Source organism: Streptomyces sp. BA2, assembly GCF_009769735.1.
GTDB lineage: Bacteria > Actinomycetota > Actinomycetes > Streptomycetales > Streptomycetaceae > Streptomyces.
The window spans coordinates 2,941,309-2,956,459 of the sequence record NZ_WSRO01000002.1 but is presented as its reverse complement, the minus strand read 5'-3'; the positions used below and the strand labels follow the sequence as shown (position 1 = coordinate 2,956,459).

The window sequence follows — 15,151 nt, the reverse complement described above, 5'->3', positions numbered from 1 at the left end:
CCCCGGTACTCCCGTCCCTCCAAGAGAGCAGGAGAACTCCCAGCATGACCCATTCCACCCCGCCCCGACGAGACCAGCTCAGGACACAGCCGACCACCCCCCTGGCCACCGCGCTGGCGCTCGCGTCCAGGGGCGTGCCCGTGCTGCCGCTGCGTGTGGGCAAAGCCCCCTTGGGGAACTGCCCGTCCTGCACCAAGAACGCGTGCGGCGGCCGACCGAACATGAAGCAGGCCGGTCCCTGCACCTGCCCGCGCCCCTGCCACGCATGGGCTGCGGCGACCACCGACCCCCACACGCTCACCTCGAAAGCCTGGGCCACCGCTTGGAAGCAGGCCACCGCCGTCGCCTACCATCCCGCCGGCGTCCGCCTCACCGTCGTCGACATCGACCACGCCGACGCCATCGCCTGGGCCCACGCGCACCTGCCGCCCACCCGCACCGTGCCCACGACCCGCGGCCAGCACTGGATCTACGTGGGCACCATGCCCTCCGCACACGGCGTACGGCCCGGCGTGGACATCAAGTCCCGCATGGCCTACGCCCGCTGGCTCGGCCCCGGCACCGGCCGCATGGCACCTCTGCCCGACGCGGTGCGCGCACTGGCCGTACGACAAGAGGCCACCCCGCCCCCCGGGGCGGTGGCCTCTTCTCCCCATGCCCGAGCAGCCTGGGATCGGTCTGTGGCCACGGGATGCCGCCACACCGAGCGCTACGTGCGCACCGGCCTGGAACGAGGCCTCGCCCTGGTGGCTGCGCATCCCGAGTCCGGCGCCGGATCACAGGCCTTTCAGGTCGCCCGCTTCCTCGCCAAGCAGCACCGCCAATGTCCCGGCCCCTGTGGCGTGGACGCCCTCGCCGAGGACATCGTGGCCGCCGCCGTCGCGGTCGGCGTGCCCGAAACCTACGCACGCCGCGCCGTCACCAACGGCATGAACCTCACTGCCCACACGGCCGCATGAACCACCTGCCCAGCACCCCCACGGAAGGGAGGGGCCTTGCATGAACACCGAGGAACTGCCCGCGCCCTCCAACCCCATGGCCGTCGCCCGCCGCATCCTGCCCGCCTGGCAAGACGCGGACGGAGCCCTGGTGTGCCGCCGCTGGCGCGGCTCTTGGATGCGCTGGAACGGCACCCACTGGCGCGAGATCGACGAAGCCCAGATCCGCAAAGGCATGTACGAGCGGCTGGAACACGCCGTCTTCCCAGTACCGGGAAGGGATGGCCAGGCGGAGGAGCGGGACTGGGCCCCGACGAAACAGAAGATCAGCAACCTGTTGGACGCGCTCGGCTCGATCGCGCTGCTTCCCTCCGACGTGGACGCCCCCGCCTGGCTCGACAGCGGCGGCGCCGACACCAGCGGATGGGGGCCGATCGTGGCCTGCGTGAACGGACTGCTCCGTATCCGCGACCGCGAACTCCTGCCGCACACCCCCGGGTTCTTCAACCACGTCTCCGTCCCCTTCTCCTACGATCCGGACGCCACCGCGCCGGAATGGGAATGCTTCCTGGCGCAGGTCTGGCCCGACGCTCCCGACGCCGTCATCGCGCTCCAGGAGTGGTTCGGCTATGTCCTGTCCGGCCGCACGGACCAGCAGAAGATCCTGCTCATGGTTGGTCCGTCCCGCTCCGGAAAGGGCACCATCGCCCGCGTCATGAAGGAGCTGGTCGGCAAGAACAACCTCGCCGGCCCCACCCTCGCCGGACTCGGCACCAACTTCGGACTGGCCACGCTCATCGGTAAGCCGCTCGCGGTCATCTCCGATGCCCGCCTGTCCGGCAACGACAGCAGTCAGGTCGTTGAACGGCTGCTGACCATCTCCGGCGAGGACACCATCGACATCGACCGCAAGTACCGCGAGCAGTGGACCGGCAAGCTGCCCACCCGGCTGATGATGCTGTCCAACGAACTGCCGCACTTCGGCGACTCCTCCGGTGTCATCGCCCGTCGGTTCATCGTCCTCAACTTCACGGTCTCCTGGCTCGGCAGGGAAGACACCACTCTTCTCGACCGGCTCGTTGCCGAGATGCCCGGCATCCTCAACTGGGCCCTGGACGGGCTCGCCCGCCTCCAGCGCACCGGCCGGATCGCCGAACCGGCCGCCAGCCGCGAGGCCGTCACCACCATGCAGGACACCGCGTCCCCCACCTCAGCGTTCATCCGCGAACGCTGCGCCACCGGACCGGCCTGCACGATCCCCGTCGACAACCTGTGGGCCATCTGGCGTGAGTGGGCCGAAGACAACGGCGTCCGCCCCGGCACCAAACAGGTCTTCGGCCGCAACCTCCAGTCCGCGATCCCCCAACTCACCCTCACCCGCCCCCGCGACGGAGAAGGCCGCGTACGGACCTACACCGGCATCACCGTGCGGCCCGCACCCGACGCCGCCGACTGAAGTTGCGCCCACAATCCGCTGGGTCGCGGACCATCGCGGACCACCCCCGCTGACCTGCACGTTCACCACACCCCGATCGCGGACCATTGCGGACCGCCCACCACCACGGGTGGTCCGCGATGGTCCGCACAACACTCCCCACAAAACCGCAGGTCAAACAGGGTGGTCCGCGATGGTCCGCGACCCACAGGAATGTAGCTCTAACCTCCCCGCCAATCCCGACGCTTCCCCGAGGAGCCACGGAATGTCTCGCCAACACATGCTCAAGGGCTCGGAAGCCGCCCCTCAGACGGACCCGCGAGCCACGCTCCGCGGTGGTCTGCCCGACCGGTATCTGACCCCCACCGACATCGCCGCCATGTTCGGCGTCCCCCTCGAAACCGTCTACCAGTGGCGCAAGAAGCGCACCGGCCCGCCCGGCTTCCGCATCGGCAAACACGTGCGTTACGACCCCGCCGACGTACGCGCCTACGTCACGGAACGCCAGCACGCCGACGCCGGCGCTGCCTGACGTTCGCGCGCAACCACTCAACTCCGCAGGGAGGGCCACGCCGTGGCTCTCCCTGCGTGCGTCAGAAGGGACCACCGCCGCATGGCAGGCCACATCCAAGACCGCTGGTACAAGACCGAAGCGGACGACAACGGCAGGAATCGACGGGTCAAGACTGATCGTTTCGGCAGCGGGATGCGCTACCGCGCCCGCTACGTGGCACCTGACGGAACGGAGCGCAGCCGCTCGTTTCCTGACAAGCAAAAGCGTCTTGCCGAAGCGTGGCTGAACGAGATCGCGGCCGACATGAACCGAGGTCAGTACGTTGACCCATCGGCGGGGAAGGTGACGTTCCAGCAGTACGCCACACAATGGCTCGCGTCGCAGACGACGGACCCGGCCACCATCGTGGCGATGGAGCTGCGGTTTCGCCTGCATGCCTTTCCGCACATCGGCTCGCGCTCCCTCAGCGCTTTCCAACCGGGGCACATTCGCACGCTGGCCCGAGCTCTGAAGGACTCCGGGATCGCGTCGTCGTACCAACGCGTCATCTTCGCCAACGTCTCCGCCGTATTCACCGCGGCTGTTGATGACGGCATCATCGCCCGGAATCCCTGCCGGGCTGGCTCCGTGAAAGCGCCCAAGCTGGACGCCCGGAAGCTCAAGCCGTGGACTCATGAGCGTGTTCTCACGGTCCGGGCCGGCCTCCCCGCTCAGTACGCCACACTCGTGGACGCCGGCGCCGGATGTGGCCTGCGGCAGGGTGAGATCTTTGGGCTCGCGGTCGACGAAGTCGATTTCCTCGGGGGCACCGTCCACATCGTGCGGCAGGTCAAGATGATCGGCTCACACCTCGTGTTCGCTCCGCCCAAGGGCGGCAAGCTCCGAGACGTGCCGCTGCCTGATGCTGTTTCTTACGCACTTGCTGCGCACATCACCGAGCGTCCGCCCATCGAGGTCACGTTGCCGTGGAAGGCACCGGACGGACCGCCCGTTACGGCAACGCTGATGTTCTACTCGCGAGAGCACAAGGCGCTGAACCGCAACTACTTCAACATGTACCTGTGGAAGCCGGCGCTGGTCTCTGCTGGCGTCATCCCTGAGCGTCTGCCGGGGGAGCGGTTCAAGCAGTCCCGCGAGCACGGCATGCATGCGCTGCGGCACTACTACGCGTCTGTTCTCCTGGACGCGGGAGAGAACATTAAGGCCCTCGCTGAGTACCTCGGTCACGCGGACCCGGGCTTCACCCTCCGGACATACACGCATCTGATGCCCAACAGTCAGGACCGTGCCCGACAAGCCATCGATAACGCCTTCAAGGTGTCAGCAGGCTCCAGACAGGAAGCAGCCTAGGGGGCCGCCCGACGTCGGGCGGCCCCCTAGGGATGAGCTCAGCTACTTCCGAGCCGCCCTGCGACTCGTCGATGCAGCCTTGCGCCTCTCAAGAGGCAAAACTGCATTGCCCCGCGGGAGGAACATCAGGAAAGGGGAAACGTACGCGGTGGCCTCGTAGGGCGTGGCTTTGCCGAACAGCACGAGGACCACGCCTGCTGTAAGTGCACAGGCGTATATCACCGCTCGCGCGAGCAGAGGTTCTCGCCCCTCCGGGGTTTCGGACATACTTGATTTGCTCCTGTCTCTTCGAGGGGCTGTGAGTAGGGGCCACCCGCTTCGTTTCCAGGCGCGCGGGTGGCCTGCTCCATGTTTGGAGGCATCGGGTGATGCCCGCGGTCAGGCCGCGTCAGTGAACGCGTAGTCGTCTCCTTCCGGCCAGACTGCAACGATCTGTAGCTGCCTGCACAGATCGAGTAGGTCGTCCTCGGGCCGTGAAGGAACGAGCAGCGCGAGCTCAGGCTGAGGAAGGAATCGGGCGTAGTCGAGGAGCTGGCCGATGGCCATGCGAATCGAGGTCCGTGCCACGGACCCCTTGGCCTCGTAGAGCCGGTTCTGGGTGACGTCGTAGAGGTCAGTAAGGAGAAACTTCGCGACGCCGGACGGTGCGATCCGTTGCCGATGTACAGCGTGGCCCTTCAAGCGCAGGTACTCAGCGAACGCCAGCAACAGCTTGGCTTCGGCTCGTTCTGCCTCGTACGGCTCCCGAGAGGGTTCAACGAGCATGCGCTCCGTGTACTGAGCCTCGACATCCAGCTCCGAGACCGTTGTCTCGGAGGCCGGCGTATGCGGGAGCTGTGACCGCATGTCGGGCACGGCGGTCACGGGCCGCAGCCGGAACATGATGACGCTGCGAACCGGGCCTCCGTTGGTCTCTGGAGCCTCGGTCAGGTAGTAGGGGTGCTCCTCGGGGAGGGTGAACTCTCCGACGTACTCGCACATGCCTGAGGACACGCCGCGGAACAGTCTGAGAGCGCGGCCATCTTCCTGGTGTCGAAGGATCGACAGGTTGCCCTGTGTCATCTTCTGATCGCCGATCTGGCCCTCACCGGCGTAGTGGAAGCAGCCGTCCTCACCCCATCCGTCGAAGTAGCCGTGACGGTGGCCCTTGGCCGGGTCAGTGAACGCGAACACATTGCTCGACACCCGTGAGGGTCCGATGCCGCCTTGTCGGCGCCCCCCGTACCGCTGGTGAAGGTCGACGCGCTTGATGACGTCGCCAACCTTGATGTCCCACTCATCGTTCGCTGCCACGAGGCTCGTCGACTCCCAGGTCTGTTTAGGTCTGATTCACTACCTAAAACTCTACCCTAGATGCGCGCGGGCGGGAACCGAGATCCCAATTGCCGTCGAAAGCTGCCGAGCCAAATTGAAAAGGCCGTCGACCGTGTTCCCCGAGGGGGAAAACACGGCCGACGGCCCAGAGACGGCCCAGGCGAGCGGAAACCCGCTCTGACCTGCGGCGTTCTTAAATGTCGAAGTACAGCTCGAACTCGTGCGGGTGCGGCCGCAGCTGGATCGGGGCGATTTCGTTCGTGCGCTTGTAGTCGATCCACGTCTCGATCAGGTCGGACGTGAAGACGCCGCCCGCCTGGAGGTACTCGTTGTCCGCCTCGAGGGCGTCGAGGACCGCCGGGAGGGAGGTCGGGACCTGGGCGACGCCCGCGTGCTCCTCGGGGGCCAGCTCGTAGAGGTCCTTGTCGATCGGCTCCGGCGGCTCGATCTTGTTCTTGACGCCGTCCAGGCCGGCCATCAGGAGCGCCGAGAACGCCAGGTACGGGTTCGAGGACGGGTCCGGCGCGCGGAACTCGACGCGCTTGGCCTTCGGGTTCGAGCCGGTGATCGGGATACGCATCGCCGCCGAGCGGTTGCGCTGCGAGTACACCATGTTGACCGGAGCCTCGAAGCCCGGGACCAGGCGGTGGTAGGAGTTCACCGTCGGGTTCGTGAAGGCGAGCAGCGACGGGGCGTGCTTGAGGATGCCGCCGATGTAGTAGCGGGCGGTGTCCGAGAGGCCCGCGTAGCCCTGCTCGTCGTAGAAGAGCGGGTCGCCGTTGGCCCACAGCGACTGGTGGACGTGCATGCCCGAGCCGTTGTCACCGAAGATCGGCTTCGGCATGAAGGTCGCGGTCTTCCCGTTGCGCCAGGCGACGTTCTTCACGATGTACTTGAAGAGCATCAGGTCGTCGGCCGCGGCGAGCAGCGTGTTGAACTTGTAGTTGATCTCCGCCTGGCCGGCCGTGCCGACCTCGTGGTGCTGGCGCTCGACCTGGAGGCCGTTCTTGTCCAGCTCCAGGGAGATCTCCGCGCGGAGGTCCGCGAAGTGGTCGACCGGCGGGGCGGGGAAGTAGCCGCCCTTGTAGCGGACCTTGTAGCCACGGTTGTTCTCGACCGCACCGGTGTTCCAGGCGCCGGCCTCGGAGTCGATGTGGTAGAAGCTCTCGTTCGCCGACGTCTGGAAGCGGACGTTGTCGAAGACGTAGAACTCCGCCTCGGGACCGAAGTACGCGGTGTCCGCGATGCCGGTGGACGCGAGGTAGGCCTCGGCCTTCTTGGCGATGTTCCGCGGGTCACGGCTGTACTGCTCGCCCGTGATCGGGTCGTGGATGAAGAAGTTGATGTTGACGGTCTTGTCGCGGCGGAAGGGGTCGACCCGGGCGGTCGACAGGTCCGCGCGCAGCGCCATGTCGGACTCGTGGATGGCCTGGAAGCCGCGGATCGACGAACCGTCGAAGGCGAGCTCCTCGTTCGGGTCGAACGCCGCTGCCGGGATCGTGAAGTGCTGCATCACTCCGGGCAGGTCGCAGAACCGGACATCTACGAACTTCACGTCCTCGTCCGCGATGAACTTCTTTGCGTCGTCGGCGTTCTGGAACATCCAACTCCTCCTACTCCCGACTCCCAGGCGGGGACGGGGTTGCAGCTCGTTGTGCGGCCAGTGCGGTGGCACACGCTGGGACCCGACCATAGGGACGGGGGATTTCTCAAGCATGACCCATTTGTTTCGCCGAAGTTAACCGAGCCGGGTTCGAGTCAGGTGTCATTCGCCCTACCCCGCCCGTCCTCGTACGAAATCGGGCGCAGTACCGTGGACGGGTGGACAACAGGCAAGCAATCGGATCGTGGCTCTCCGGCCCTCGTGCGGCGGCAGAGGAAGCGGGCGTCGACTTCGGGTACCGGGGCGAGCAGCTCGGGCTGCCCGAGGAGGGGCCGGGTTCGATCGCACGGCCCGGGCGGCGCATGGGCGCCATCGCCGTCGACTGGGCCCTGTGCATGCTCATCGCATACGGCCTGTTCGCTCGCGGTGACCAGCAGGCGATGGGCAACTGGGCCCTCGGCATCTTCTTCGTCATGACCGTCCTGACGGTCGGCACGGTCGGCTGCACCCCCGGCAAGGCCCTCTTCAGGCTCCGCGTCGTCGCCGAGGGCGGCGGGCGGCTCGGCATCGGCCGTGTCCTCATCCGCAGCGTGCTGCTCTGCGTCGCCGTCCCGGCCCTGATCTGGGACCGCGACGGCCGCGGCCTCCACGACCGCCTCGGCCGCGCCGTCCAGGTGCGGATCTGAATCCTGCACGACGACGAAGTCCGACGGTGAAGTACGACGACGAAGGCCCCGGAACCGATCGGTTCCGGGGCCTTCATCCACGTAGAAAAGTTCGCTCGGCGTAGGAACGCTCGGCGTAGGAACTCAGCCCCGCGGCATGCGCGGCGTGCGACCGCGTCCCGCACCCTTCGGCATCGGGCCCTTCGGCAGCGGCATGTTGCTCATCAGGTCGCCCATCGCGCGCAGCCGGTCGTTCGTCGTCGTGACCTGCGGGCCCTGGAGGACGCGGGGCAGCTTCAGAAGCGTCGTACGCAGCTTCTTCAGCGGGACCTGGCCCTCGCCGGTGCCGACGATGACGTCATGCACGGGGACGTCCGAGACGACGCGCGCCATCCGCCTCTTCTCGGCGGCCAGCAGGCTCTTCACCCGGTTCGGGTTGCCCTCGGCCACGAGCACGATGCCGGCCTTGCCGACCGTGCGGTGCACGACGTCCTGGCTGCGGTTCATCGCCACCGCCGGAGTCGTCGTCCAGCCGCGGCCGATCTTGTCGAGCACCGCGGCCGCCGCACCGGGCTGGCCCTCCATCTGCCCGAAGGCGGCACGCTCGGCCCTGCGCCCGAAGACGATCGCCATCGCGAGGAAGGCGAGCACGAAGCCGAGAATGCCGAGATAGATCGGGTGACCGATCAAGAAGCCGATCGCGAGGAAGACACCAAAGGTGACGATTCCCACAGCCGCGATGATGAGACCGATCCGCGGATCGGCCCTGCGGGTCATCTTGTAGGTCTGAGCGATCTGCTTGAGTCGCCCGGGGTTCGCGGCGTCCGCCGCGGTTTCCTTCCTCGCCATGTCGTGAAGTCTACGTGTCCCTGGAGGTGACTACGACGTGCGGGTTGTCATCGCCTCTTCGAGCACGCGCAGCGCCTCGGCCCGGTCCTTGGCGCGACGCCGGTCGTCGAGCACGGACGTCCAGGCGTTGCGGCGAGCGGTGCGCTGGCCGCTGCTCATGAGAAGCGACTCGACGGCGCGCAGTGCGTCGGTGACGGACGGGATGGCGGTGGCGCGTACGGGCGCGGCCTGCATGGTGGGGCCCTCCTGAGCGGCTATGGGTAGGGCTGTACGTGGGGTAATTCCAGGGTCACTGATTGGTGTTACCAGGGCGTGACCGACCGGTCAAACACGGATGAAGCCTTGACGCCGGCCCGCAAAACATTGACGCGGCCTCTACGGTCCCCCTCACCTGCGGGGACCGTAGAGGCCGCGTCATCTCGGCCACTACTCGTCAGTAGTCGCTTGTGCGCCGATTCACACAGTCGGCTCCCGGTCGGGCTCTCCGGGGAGGGATCAGACCGCCTGCGAGGCGACGTACGCCCCGCGCTTCTCGATCGCCATCTGGTAGAGACGCCCGGCACGGTACGAGGAGCGGACCAGCGGACCGGACATGACGCCGGAGAAGCCGATCTCCTCGGCCTCCTCCTTCAGCTCCACGAACTCCTGCGGCTTGGCCCAGCGCTCCACGGGGTGGTGGCGCGGCGTCGGGCGCAGGTACTGCGTGATCGTGATGAGCTCGCAGCCCGCGTCGTGCAGCGCGTGCAGCGCCTCGCTGATCTCCTCGCGCTCCTCGCCCATGCCGAGGATGAGGTTCGACTTGGTGACAAGACCGGCCTCGCGGGCGCGGGTGATGACCTCGAGCGAGCGCTCGAAACGGAAGCCGGGGCGGATCCGCTTGAAGATGCGCGGCACCGTCTCCACGTTGTGCCCGAGGACCTCGGGGCGCGAGGAGAAGACCTCGGCCAGCTGGTCGGGGTCGGCGTTGAAATCGGGGATGAGCAGCTCGACCTTGGTCTTGCCCTCCGCGCGCTCCGCCGTCATCGCGTGGATCTGGCGCACGGTCTCCGCGTACAGCCAGGCGCCGCCGTCGTCCAGGTCGTCGCGGGCGACGCCGGTGATCGTGGCGTAGTTCAGGTCCATCGTGACGACGGACTCACCGACGCGCCGCGGCTCGTCGCGGTCGAGTGCCTGCGGCTTGCCCGTGTCGATCTGGCAGAAGTCGCAGCGCCGGGTGCACTGGTCACCGCCGATGAGGAAGGTGGCCTCGCGGTCTTCCCAGCACTCGTAGATGTTGGGACAGCCCGCCTCCTGGCAGACCGTGTGCAGGCCCTCGCTCTTCACGAGGTTCTGCATCTTCGTGTACTCGGGGCCCATTTTCGCCCGGGTCTTGATCCACTCGGGCTTGCGCTCGATCGGGGTCTGGGCGTTCCGGACCTCAAGGCGCAGCATCTTGCGTCCGTCGGGTGCGACTGCGGACACATCGGCTCCCTGTAGCTTCGATTCTTCGGCGCACACCAGGGTACGCCCGTGATGTCGTGGGGCTTACGTTCGGCCAACCTCTGGCCCGTGGGGTGCATTCCCCCAAGCCCCGGATCTCTAGGCGGTCGCCTTCTCCGCCTGCGGCTGCTCAACCGTCTCCGCGGCCGTCTTCTCCACGGCCCGCGGCTTGAGTTCCGCGTTCTCCAGGACGTCCCGCAGGTGCTTCTCGGCGACGGGCAGGACGTCGGCGATCGTGACCTCGCGGCCCAGTTCGTACGAGAGCGACGTCACGCCCGCGTCGCGGATGCCGCACGGGATGATCTTGTCGAACCAGGTGTTGTCCGGGTTCACGTTCAGCGCGAAGCCGTGCATCGTCACGCCCTTGGCGACGCGGATGCCGATGGCCGCGATCTTGCGGTCCTCGCGGCGCTGGCCCGCGTTGGACGGGGCGTACTCCGGGCCGTTGAACCGGGCGTCGAACTCGTCGTCCTGCGTCCGGGGATCGAAGTCCAGGGTCAGGCCACCGAGCGCCGGACGCCGCTCCACCGGGTCACCCAGGACCCATACGCCACTGCGGCCCTCGACGCGGGACGTCTCCAGGCCGAATTCCGCACACGTACGGATAAGCGCCTCTTCCAGACGGCGCACATGTGCTACGACGTCCACCGGGCGCGGCAGCTTCTGGATCGGGTAGCCCACGAGCTGTCCGGGGCCGTGCCAGGTGATCTTGCCGCCGCGGTCCACGTCGACGACGGGGGTGCCGTCCAGCGGGCGCTCACTGTCCTCGGTGCGGCGGCCCGCGGTGTAGACCGGCAGGTGCTCAAGCAGCAGACACGTGTCCGGGAGTTCGTCGGCGAAGCGGGCGGCGTGCACGCGGCGCTGCTCGTCCCAGGCCTCCTGGTACTCGACCGAATCCGGGCCGAAGCCAAGTCGGACGAACTGAAACTCACTCACGGCAAGTGCCTCCCTAGAACCTGCACCAGAACCTGCACCGTGCACATATCGCGCCCCAGCCACTGTACGGGCAGCGGATCCTCGTCAGTCGTCCGGTCAATCCTCACACGATCGGATGAATGCGGGTCGAAGGCCGCTGGGAGGGCGGTGCGGGCCGCTACATTCACGCCGTTCACAGAGCCATAAGGGCTGCTCAAGGCAACGCCCGAAAGGCAGGAGACCGCACAGCTGATGACGGAACGACCTCCGCAGCGCACGCCCAACCGCCAGCTAGCCGCGCTCATCTCAGAAGCCGGGTTCTCCAATGCGGGGCTCGCGCGCCGCGTCGATCAGCTGGGCCTCGAGCACGGTCTCGATCTGCGGTACGACAAGACATCGGTGACCCGCTGGCTGCGCGGGCAGCAGCCGCGCGGCACCACCCCCGCCCTCATCGCCGAGGTCTTCACCCGGCGGTTAGGCCGCCGCCTCTCCGCGCAGGATCTCGGGCTCGACGCGTGCGCTCCGGTGTACGCCGGGCTCGAGTTCGCGGCGAGCCCGGAGGAGGCGATCGACATCGTCGGCGGGCTCTGGCGCAAGGACTCCGGGAGCCACGCCGAGCTTCGGAAGATCGCGTTCACCCCGGCGGGCCTCGTCGTCCCCAGCAGAGACTGGCTGATCGGCCGCGCCGACGACAGGGTGAGCCGCGGCGACTACGCGTCGAGCGGCGCCCGCGTACCCACGCAGGGCCGGCCCGCCATACCGCGCCAGCGCAAGGAGCCCGAGCGCGGCGTCGGGGCGAAGGTGACCAGCGGCGACATCTCGGCCCTGCGCTCCGTCGGCGAACTCTTCCGGGCGCTCGACCACGCGTACGGCGGCGGGCACGCCCGGCAGGCACTCGTGCGCTACCTGGAGCACGAGGCCGAGCCGATGCTGCGGGGGTCGTACGGCGAACAGGCCGGGCGGCGGCTCTTCGCGGCCGCCGCCGACCTGACCCGGCTCGCGGGCTGGACCTCGTACGACATCGCGGCGCACGGCCTCGCCCAGCGCTACTACGTCCAGGCGCTGCGGCTCTCGCAGGCGGCGGGCGACCGCGCGTACGGCTCGTACGTCCTGGTCACCATGAGCCGCCAGGCCGTGTACCTCGGGCACGGCAGAGAGGCCGTACAGCTCGCGCGGGTGGCCCAGCAGGGCGTCGGGTCATCGGCGCCGCCCGTCGTACAGGCCCTGCTGCACTCGGTCGAGGCGCGCGGGCACGGTGTGCTCGGCGAGGTGCGGGCGTGCACGGCGTCGATGGTGCGGGCCGAGCGCGCCCTGGAGACGGCGCGGCCGGGGGACGAAGTCCCTTACTGGGCACGGTTCTTCGACGAGGCGCAGCTCGCGGACGAGTTCGGGCACTGCCACCGGGACCTCCAGCAGTACCGCGTCGCCGCCCAGCACGCGGAGCGCTCGCTCCAGCTGCGCGCCCCCGGGTACGCCCGCAGCCGGCTGTTCTGCCGGATCGTGCTCGCCACGTCGCGCCTGGGCCTCGGCGAGCTGGAGCAGGCCTGCCAGCTGGGCGCCGAGGCGGCGCAGGCGGCGGGTGAGATGCGGTCGGTGCGGGCGGTTGAGTACGTACGCGACTTCGAGCGGCGGCTCGAGCCGTACCGCGACGCGGCGGCGGTGCGGGGGTATCGCGACCGGGTGGCGGCGTTGGGCTGACCTCCGAGGCGGTGGGCTGACCTCCGAGGCGGTGTGTAAGGGGCGGGGCTGCGCAGCCCCGCCCCTTACACACCCACCCCTTACACATGCGCTCGACCGGGGCTCAGCGCAGCCGTGCGACCTTCTCGGGGGACAACGCCTCGTCCCACGTGGTGAGTTCGTCGAGGTCGCCCCGCAGGCTCGCCTTCTCCGTCCCGATGGACCGCAGCGGCAGCGGGATCGACGCCGCGACGGACCCGACCCACTGACCGTCGGCGTACAGGGTGGTGTGCCCCGGAGCCGTCACCCACGTCAGTCGCGTCCAGCGGTCGAGCGGCACCGTGTAGTCGAAGCTGAAGTCGGCCGTGCCGTACCGCGTGAAGCCGACCTTCCCGGTGCCGTGCTGCATCAGCTTCAGGGCGCCCGCCTTGGAACTGAGAAGCACCTGGTCCCCGGTTCGGGCCGTCGGGCGGACCTGCACCGACACGGTCCACGGCTCGGTGACGTCGAGACCGCCGAAGCCCACGCCGTCCCGGTCGGAGTCGAAGCGCCATGCCTGGCCACTCACGCCCTCCACCGGCGTGGGGTTGTTGATGATGTACGAGGTGCCGGGGAGGCCGCCCGCCACGTCCTCGGCGAAGATCGTGTTGCCGGGACTGCCCGCGTACGTCCAGCCGCTGGGGTAGGAGGCGTCGTCGAACGTCCAGTGGTGGCTCGGCCGCCCCTCCACGCGGGGCGGCACCGGCGCGGGCGTCGTGCCGGGAGGATCGCCGATGCGGGCGGTGCGGGCCTTGAAGTCTGCGAGGGCATCCGGGGTCGCGGACTTGTTCCAGGCGCGGTCGGCGAGGATCGCGCGGGGGGCCGCCATGTGCTGTTCGAAGTAGCCGTCGTCGGCCCAGAAGTTGTAGTCGGCCCAGTTGGTGACCCCGGAGCCGAGCATGTCGGGGTCGGTGTTCGGCGTCCAGCTGTCGTACATCCAGGGCTCGTCCGGATACAGGTGGTGGTAGTTGTTCGGGGTGTCGTAGAACGGGCCGATGGCGATCTCGTCGTGGCCGGGGATCTCGGGCTCGGCGCCCGTGCCTTCCCAGGTGAGGAAGACGACCGGGGCGTGGACCTTCTGTTGCGGCGCGTCGAGGTGCTCGGAGCCGTTGTATACGGCCGTGCGCTTGCCGTGCGAAGTGACCACGTCGTCAAGGGTGTTGATGTAGCGGTTGAGAAGGTCGCCGAGCGTGGCCACGTCGGGCTCGCTCGCCAGGTGGTTCTTCACGCGCGGGCACCGGGCGAGCTGTCCGGGGACCTCCTCCGCGCCGATCGAGAACAGGGGCGCGTCGAACCAGCCCGCGAACTCGTCCACGATCTCCTTCGACTTCGCGACCGCCTTCTCGCTGGTCATGTCGATGATCCAGTCGGGCGTGAGGTGCGAGTGCGTGTGCTCGCCCGTGCACGCGCCGGCGCCGGACCCGAAGCCGATGCCGAAGGTCTCGCTGATCACGGTGGCGTGGCCGGGGAGTTCGAGGCCGGGCATCAGCTGGACGTGATGGCGGGCCGCGAAGGCCTTCAGACGCTCGATGTCGGCTCGGCTGTAGCTGTGGTCCGGGTCGGCGAGGCCCGGGAACTTCGGGCTGTTCAGGCGGAAGCCCTCGGATTCGGAGAGGTGCAGGAAGAGGGTGTTGAGCTTCTGGTCGCCCATCCTGCGGATCAGGTTCTCCAGGTAGGAGATCTTCCAGTACTTGCGTCCCGCGTCGAGGTGGACCATGCGGATCGCCTGAGCGGGGCGGTCGGTGGAGCGGGCGCGGGGGACGGCGCGGTGGTCGTCGGCCGTGGAGCGCAGGAGCTGGAGGAGCGTGCGAGTGCCGTAGTAGAGGCCGTGGGTGGACGCGGCTTCGATGCGGATCGGCCCCGCGCTGTCGAAGGCGTAGCCCTCGGCGCCGAGGTTCCCCTTGGCGGTGAGGCCGAGCGTGATGTCGCCGTCGGCGGGACGGCCGCTGCCGATCCGGGGCGTGATGCCGGTGACTTGCTTGATCTCCGTACGCAGCTGGTGGGCGAGCTTGCGTACGGACTGGTGTGCGGGGCCCGGGAATTCACTGCGGCCCGAGGGCAGCGCGGTGGTGGATCCGGCGCGCGGGTCGATGAGGATGCGGGTGCGCTCGGTGAGCTTCGTGCGGCCGTCGAGTGCGGTCCAGTCGGTGGGGCGAGGGACGACGGAGGGTACTTCGACTTCGACTTCTGTGCTTGCTGCGGCGGTCGGCAACGATAGACCTCCCATGAATAGGCCGAGGATGAGCGATATCACCGGGATGGTGCGACGCACGTGAGCCTCCCGCGACTTGGCGATCCGGTGGGGACCGTAGCCGTGGGGTACCTGTGTGGCAAGGGGAGTTGCGGGGGCGTGTGAGGTTCGGTGGGTCGTAC

At 68.3% G+C, this 15,151-nt stretch carries 13 protein-coding genes; 6 read left to right on the top strand and 7 right to left on the bottom strand.

The features are described 5' to 3' along the window. Positions 1-44 precede the first annotated feature (44 nt). From E5671_RS16020 to E5671_RS16005, 4 genes are all read left to right on the top strand, one after another. Positions 45-959, top strand: coding sequence for a DNA primase (locus E5671_RS16020; protein WP_160504655.1), 915 nt, complete (start codon positions 45-47; stop codon positions 957-959). A gap of 40 nt (positions 960-999) precedes the next feature. Further along, positions 1,000-2,394 (top strand): DNA primase family protein, encoded by a 1,395-nt coding sequence (locus E5671_RS16015; protein WP_237330173.1) that lies wholly within the window; start codon positions 1,000-1,002, stop codon positions 2,392-2,394. Positions 2,395-2,638: 244 nt separating this feature from the next. Continuing rightward, positions 2,639-2,905 carry a helix-turn-helix transcriptional regulator gene (locus E5671_RS16010; RefSeq protein WP_160504654.1) on the top strand — a complete coding sequence of 89 codons (267 nt, stop codon included), beginning with the start codon at positions 2,639-2,641 and terminating at the stop codon, positions 2,903-2,905. An 81-nt stretch (positions 2,906-2,986) separates the two neighbouring features. Continuing rightward, a complete protein-coding gene (locus tag E5671_RS16005) occupies positions 2,987-4,237 on the top strand; it encodes a tyrosine-type recombinase/integrase (RefSeq protein WP_160504653.1) in 1,251 nt (416 codons plus the stop codon). Between the two features lie 378 nt (positions 4,238-4,615). Here E5671_RS16005 and E5671_RS16000 read toward each other — a convergent pair whose 3' ends face one another. Further along, the gene (locus E5671_RS16000) at positions 4,616-5,530 is read right to left on the bottom strand and encodes a restriction endonuclease (protein ID WP_160504652.1); all 915 of its coding nucleotides are present in this window, start codon (positions 5,528-5,530) and stop codon (positions 4,616-4,618) included. A 214-nt stretch (positions 5,531-5,744) separates the two neighbouring features. Next, entirely contained in the window at positions 5,745-7,154 is a 1,410-nt protein-coding gene (gene glnA / locus E5671_RS15995; protein WP_160504651.1) for a type I glutamate--ammonia ligase, read from the bottom strand. Between the two features lie 218 nt (positions 7,155-7,372). Here glnA and E5671_RS15990 point away from each other — a divergent pair, with 218 nt between their 5' ends. After that, positions 7,373-7,840 (top strand): RDD family protein, encoded by a 468-nt coding sequence (locus E5671_RS15990; RefSeq protein ID WP_160504650.1) that lies wholly within the window; start codon positions 7,373-7,375, stop codon positions 7,838-7,840. Between the two features lie 123 nt (positions 7,841-7,963). Here the strand turns inward: E5671_RS15990 and E5671_RS15985 are convergent, their stop codons facing one another. The 4 genes from E5671_RS15985 to lipB form a co-directional block, all read right to left on the bottom strand. Beyond that, the gene (locus E5671_RS15985; RefSeq protein WP_160504649.1) at positions 7,964-8,668 is read right to left on the bottom strand and encodes a DUF4191 domain-containing protein; all 705 of its coding nucleotides are present in this window, start codon (positions 8,666-8,668) and stop codon (positions 7,964-7,966) included. A 30-nt stretch (positions 8,669-8,698) separates the two neighbouring features. Beyond that, the gene (locus E5671_RS15980) at positions 8,699-8,902 is read right to left on the bottom strand and encodes an SCO2195 family GlnR-regulated protein (RefSeq protein ID WP_160504648.1); all 204 of its coding nucleotides are present in this window, start codon (positions 8,900-8,902) and stop codon (positions 8,699-8,701) included. A gap of 261 nt (positions 8,903-9,163) precedes the next feature. Next, positions 9,164-10,129: a lipoyl synthase gene (locus E5671_RS15975; protein ID WP_160504647.1), complete on the bottom strand. Its 966-nt coding sequence runs from the start codon at positions 10,127-10,129 to the stop codon at positions 9,164-9,166. Positions 10,130-10,246: 117 nt separating this feature from the next. Next, on the bottom strand, positions 10,247-11,083 hold the full coding sequence (gene lipB / locus E5671_RS15970; protein WP_160504646.1) for a lipoyl(octanoyl) transferase LipB: 837 nt from the start codon (positions 11,081-11,083) through the stop codon (positions 10,247-10,249). A gap of 231 nt (positions 11,084-11,314) precedes the next feature. Here lipB and E5671_RS15965 point away from each other — a divergent pair, with 231 nt between their 5' ends. Further along, on the top strand, positions 11,315-12,760 hold the full coding sequence (locus E5671_RS15965; protein WP_160504645.1) for a regulator: 1,446 nt from the start codon (positions 11,315-11,317) through the stop codon (positions 12,758-12,760). 103 nt (positions 12,761-12,863) lie between these two features. Here E5671_RS15965 and E5671_RS15960 read toward each other — a convergent pair whose 3' ends face one another. Continuing rightward, positions 12,864-14,990 carry a family 20 glycosylhydrolase gene (locus E5671_RS15960; protein ID WP_237330172.1) on the bottom strand — a complete coding sequence of 709 codons (2,127 nt, stop codon included), beginning with the start codon at positions 14,988-14,990 and terminating at the stop codon, positions 12,864-12,866. Positions 14,991-15,151: the final 161 nt, after the last annotated feature.

Bases quoted from the DNA above. Each gene is read 5' to 3' on its own strand.
- E5671_RS16010 (WP_160504654.1), top strand. From the start codon at position 2,639: ATGTCTCGCCAACACATGCTCAAGGGCTCGGAAGCCGCCCCTCAGACG.
- E5671_RS16020 (WP_160504655.1), top strand. From the start codon at position 45: ATGACCCATTCCACCCCGCCCCGACGAGACCAGCTCAGGACACAGCCG.
- E5671_RS15965 (WP_160504645.1), top strand. From the start codon at position 11,315: ATGACGGAACGACCTCCGCAGCGCACGCCCAACCGCCAGCTAGCCGCG.
- E5671_RS15985 (WP_160504649.1), bottom strand. From the start codon at position 8,668: ATGGCGAGGAAGGAAACCGCGGCGGACGCCGCGAACCCCGGGCGACTC.
- E5671_RS15980 (WP_160504648.1), bottom strand. From the start codon at position 8,902: ATGCAGGCCGCGCCCGTACGCGCCACCGCCATCCCGTCCGTCACCGAC.
- E5671_RS16015 (WP_237330173.1), top strand. From the start codon at position 1,000: ATGAACACCGAGGAACTGCCCGCGCCCTCCAACCCCATGGCCGTCGCC.
- glnA (WP_160504651.1), bottom strand. From the start codon at position 7,154: ATGTTCCAGAACGCCGACGACGCAAAGAAGTTCATCGCGGACGAGGAC.
- E5671_RS16005 (WP_160504653.1), top strand. From the start codon at position 2,987: ATGGCAGGCCACATCCAAGACCGCTGGTACAAGACCGAAGCGGACGAC.